This window comes from Mycobacteriales bacterium (genome assembly GCA_036497565.1).
Taxonomy (GTDB): Bacteria; Actinomycetota; Actinomycetes; order Mycobacteriales; family QHCD01; genus DASXJE01.
Window position 1 is genome coordinate 1 of sequence record DASXJE010000020.1, and the last position, 3,981, is coordinate 3,981.

At 65.3% G+C, this 3,981-nt stretch carries 4 protein-coding genes; 3 read left to right on the plus strand and 1 reads right to left on the minus strand.

Annotated elements, in window-relative coordinates; translation table 11 throughout:
• The 3 genes from VGH85_02180 to VGH85_02190 all read left to right on the plus strand — a co-directional run.
• The coding region (locus VGH85_02180; protein HEY2172597.1) for an adenylate/guanylate cyclase domain-containing protein at window positions 1–877 on the plus strand (877 nt) is incomplete at its 5' end.
• Between the two features lie 92 nt (window positions 878–969).
• The gene (locus VGH85_02185; protein ID HEY2172598.1) at window positions 970–2,457 is read left to right on the plus strand and encodes a peptide ligase PGM1-related protein; all 1,488 of its coding nucleotides are present in this window, start codon (window positions 970–972) and stop codon (window positions 2,455–2,457) included.
• Window positions 2,458–2,623: 166 nt separating this feature from the next.
• Window positions 2,624–2,812 carry a hypothetical protein gene (locus VGH85_02190; GenBank protein ID HEY2172599.1) on the plus strand — a complete coding sequence of 63 codons (189 nt, stop codon included), beginning with the start codon at window positions 2,624–2,626 and terminating at the stop codon, window positions 2,810–2,812.
• A gap of 232 nt (window positions 2,813–3,044) precedes the next feature.
• On the opposite strand, the gene VGH85_02195 is transcribed toward VGH85_02190, so the two are convergent.
• Window positions 3,045–3,743 (minus strand): cutinase family protein, encoded by a 699-nt coding sequence (locus tag VGH85_02195; protein ID HEY2172600.1) that lies wholly within the window; start codon window positions 3,741–3,743, stop codon window positions 3,045–3,047.
• Between the last annotated feature and the right edge of the window lie 238 nt (window positions 3,744–3,981).

A 3,981-nucleotide genomic window follows, 5' to 3' on the forward strand; every position in this document is an offset into this window, starting at 1 on the left:
GATGATCACGGCCAGCGGGTCCGAACAGCGGCTCGCCGCCCTCGAGTCGGGGGCCGACGACTTCGTCACCAAACCCTTCGACCAGAGCGAGCTGCTCGCCCGAGTGAAATCACTGGCGCGGATCAAGCGGTACCACGACACCATCCGTCAACAGGCTGACGAGCTGGCCGAGTGGAACGCCGAATTGGAAACACGGGTCGCCCGACAGGTCGCAGAGTTGGAGCGCACCAACCGGTTACGCCACTTCCTGTCCCCCCAGCTGGCCGATCTCGTCGTCGGTGACGAGAGCCTGCTCGGCAGCCATCGCCGCGAAATCGTTGTCCTATTCACCGATCTCAGGAACTTCACCCCCTTCGCGGAGACCAGTGAGCCCGAGGAGGTGATGGGCGTACTTGCCGAATATCACCACGCCATTGGGGCCCTGGTCCACTCGTACGGAGGGACCCTCGAACGCTTCACGGGCGACGGGATCATGGTTTTCTTCAACGACCCGATTCCGTGCGACGACGCCGCCGAACGCGCGGTGCGGACGGCGCTGGAGATCCGCGACGCCGTGACCGATCTCGCCGCCCGGTGGCGGCGCAAAGGCTACGAGCTTCCCGTGGGAATCGGTATCGCCCAAGGCTTTGCGACGCTCGGCCGGATCGGCTTCGAGGGCCGATTCGACTATGCCGCCATCGGCAGCGTTACCAATCTTGCCGCCCGGTTGTGTTCCGACGCCGGGCCTTGGCAGGTGCTCGTCACCGATCGTGTGCTTGCAGCCACCGAGCATGTGGCGGTGGCGGAAATGGTGGGCGACATACAGCCCAAGGGGTTCAGCAAAACGGTGCGGGTCCACAACATCAGCGCGCTCAAAACCAAGGACGGGAAAACATGACACAACTAGAGGCACCCAGCCAACCGGGTCGACAACTGTCCCAGCTCGACGAAGACGAGCGCTATCGCTGCTTCGACGACCTGCAGCTGACGATGCCGTCGGTCTGGGAGTCGATGAGGCTCGACTTGGAGGACGAATCGGTCGTGGTGGTCCCCTCGATCAGCATTGAACGCGCCACCCCCGGCAGCGGCACCGTCATGTCTGCCTTGGAGGAACGCGCACTGTTCCTGCTGCTGCTGCTCCGCCAACCGCGGCTGCGCATGATCTATGTGACGTCGCAGCCGGTGTCCGAGTCGATCATCGAGTACTACCTCGGATTGCTGCCCGGGGTGATTCCCAGCCATGCCCGCGCCCGGCTCACGCTGGTTCCGGTCGGGGATGCCTCGGGGATCTCGCTGAGTTCCAAACTGCTTGCGCGGCCGCGACTTCTGCGGGAAATCCGGTCGCTGATCCCCAACCAGGACCGCAGTCACATGATTCCCTACAACACCACACCGCTCGAGCGCGATGTCGCGCTGAGCCTCCGTATCCCGATGTACGGCGCGGACCCGCGGCTCGAGGACCTCGGAAGCAAGACCGGCTGCCGCAGGATGTTCGAGGAACTCGGGGTTCGCTGTCCGGTCGGCGCCGAGGATCTCCACACGGTCGACGACATCGTCGCGGGCGTGCAAGGCATGCGCGCGAGGCGGCCGTCGCTGCGCCAGGCGATCGTAAAGCTCAACGAGGGCGTGTCTGGCGCGGGCAACGCGATGGTGGACCTGAGCGAGCTGCCGGCCCCCGACTCGCCGGACGAAGCCGCCGTCGTCAGGGATCGCGTGCTCAACTTGCAGCCAGAGGCGGAATCCCTTTCTGTCGAGGTCTACCTGGCAGCCTTTGAGAAGCATGGCGGCATCGTGGAGGAGCGGATCACCGGAGAAGCACTGACCAGTCCGAGCGTCCAGATGCGGGCACTGCCCGATGGCACCGTCGAGCTGCTCTCCACCCACGACCAGCTTCTCGGTGGCGCGAGCGGCCAGAAGTATCTCGGTTGCGTGTTCCCGGCAAATCCCGACTACGCCGCGGCCATCGCAGAGCCCGCCATGGTGATCGGAAGACGCCTCGCAGAGCTCGGTGCGCTCGGCAGGTTTGCGGTGGATTTCGTTGTGGTGCAAGACAGCACGGGCGCATGGACGCCGTATGCGATCGAGTTGAACCTCCGCAAGGGCGGGACCACCCATCCGTTCCTCACCCTGCAATTCCTCACCGACGGCATCTACGACGGCGACCGCGGGGTCTTCCTGACCCCCAGCGGCAGCAGCAAGTATCTGGTCGCGACCGACCACTTCGAGGACGACCGGCTCAAGGCGCTGACCGTGCCCGAACTGTTCGACGTCGTCGTACGACACGGTCTGCATTTCGACCAGGCTCGGCGAACGGGAGTGGTCTTTCACATGATCAGCTGTCTCACCGAGTGCGGCCGCGTCGGCCTGACCGCGGTCGGAGACACCCCCGAGGATGCCTGGCGCATCTACGAGAAGGCGCAGTCCGTCGTGCTACAAGAGGCGGAGCAGGCACTTGAGGAAGGATGCGTAGTCGGTTGAATCCGCGTCCGGGCACCGACGATCTCGTCTGGTACGTCGCATACGGATCGAACATGCGCGCAGCGCGCTTCAACTGCTACATCTCGGGTGTCGGGACCAGTCGCCGCCCCAACGCGACATCGGTATCCAGCTGCCCGGCGTTCTCACCTTCTCCGGAGAGTCCACGGTGTGGGGCGGCGGCATCGCGTTTTACGATCCTGCGGCCGACGGAGAGCTGGCCGCGCGGGCGTACCTGCTCACCTTCGGACAGCTCAGCGACGTGGTCGCCCAGGAAGCCAGACAACCGGTCGGCAGCGACCTGGCGCTGCATCTCGGGGTCGACCGGCAATGGCCGGTGGGTGGCACCCACGTCTAGGAGACGCTCCTGCACGTGGACGACCGGGACGGCCTGCCAATGTTCACCATCACGTCGTTGCAGGATCTCGTGCCGACCTCGCCATCGCCGGCTTACCTACGCACCATGCTCGACGGACTCCATGAAGCGTTCGGCTGGAGCGCGCACGAGCGCGTGCGGTATCTGTTGCGTGCGGCGGGCGTGACGCCAGCCTGGACCGCCGGCGGACTCAGCGCGCTGTGCGACGGCGAGCCTAGAGCCGACCCACCGAGAAGGTTGCGGCCTGGTTGACCATGCCGTTCACCGGATAGAGGGCATGGGCGACGCCGGGCGCCCCCGGCGGCGCGCCGTTGCAGATGGTGTCGTCAGGAGCGCACAAGTCAATCGTCTTTGGCACGTACAGCGGGCCGATGACGATAGGCGGCGCACCGACATCGCGCATGAATTGATCCGATGGTCTTCCGAACAGCGCCACCGCGGCGACGTGGTTGGCCACATCCGGAGCCATTGGCGAGGGCACCGCGGCGGCGGGAACACCCTCCGGTATGGCGGCAGAGGTAACAAACCCCGCCACGACGGCGCCCTGGGAGAAGCCGCCGAGCACCATCCTGGTGTTCGGGCAGTTTGCGGCCATGTCCTGGATGTGAGCGCCCGCGTCCCTGATCCCCTCGATGACCGTCGCGGCGAACTGGAGGCCGCCGGAAAACTCGCTGCTAGCGGGGTAGTTGATCGCGTATACCCCGACCGACCTGCCACCGGCTTGTGAGCGCACTGCGTCGACAAACGCCTGTCCGACCCCGCCGACACCAGGCGCCTCGCTGGTACCCCGGGCGAATACGACGTCCACGTCAGGGCACGGTTGGGCGGACACGGACGGGATGGGCGCGCATAGCAGTGCCGACATGATCAGGATCGCGATACCAAAGAAACGAGCGATTCGGCGACCGGCCATAAGTGAACTCCTACATACACGGACTCGATAGACCGAGTGTCCGCCCCGCGTGCCGAGGGGTAAAGGTGATAAAGGTAGGGGCCATGGCCGAAGCCGCATTCTGGGTCGCGTGGGGCCTGCCGACGCAGGGTCGGGAAAGACAAGCCCTTGATCTACTCAACGAGACGAGGGGCTACCTCGAACTACTCGCACAGGCGGGGCAGATCGAGCGGTTCGACATCGCCATCCTCAAGCCGCA